Below are 534 nucleotides of genomic sequence, written 5' to 3' on the forward strand. Positions count from 1 at the left end.
TGCACATCCCGGCAGGTCTCCAGACCGAGATCAGCCAGTCGCTTTGCTGTCACCTTTCCCACACCGGGAATTTTACGCAGTGGCAGTGACAACACAAAATCCGTCACCTGCTCCGGCGTGATAATGTACTGCCCGTCGGGTTTATTCAGATCAGACGCAATTTTGGCAAGGAATTTCACCGGTGCCACACCGGCAGATGCGGTCAGCCCCAGCTCGGTAAAAATGGTTTTGCGGATCTCTTCCGCCATCAGTGTGGCTGAACCCCGGCACTGCGGGCTGTCCGTCACATCAAGATAAGCTTCATCCAGTGACAGCGGCTCAATCAGTGAAGTATAACGGGCGAAAATCGCATGCAGGTGGCGGGAGGTGGTTTTATACAGCTCCATCCGCCCAGGGATCACTTTCAGATGCGGACACAGCAGCAGTGCTTTTGCCGTTGACATCGCGCTGTGCACCCCGAAGCGCCGCGCCGGATAATTGGCGGTCGCAATCACACCGCGCCGGTCGGAACTGCCGCCGATAGCCAGCGGGATA

General features: G+C 57.1%; 1 protein-coding gene. It reads right to left on the reverse strand.

The genetic code is table 11. The features are described from left to right. Positions 1–534, reverse strand: a 534-nt coding sequence (dinB, locus tag HMPREF3119_RS07625; protein ID WP_139144838.1) for a DNA polymerase IV, incomplete at both ends; no start/stop codon positions are given.

Source organism: Morganella sp. HMSC11D09 (genome assembly GCF_001807955.1).
In the GTDB taxonomy this organism is placed as follows: domain Bacteria; phylum Pseudomonadota; class Gammaproteobacteria; order Enterobacterales; family Enterobacteriaceae; genus Morganella; species Morganella morganii.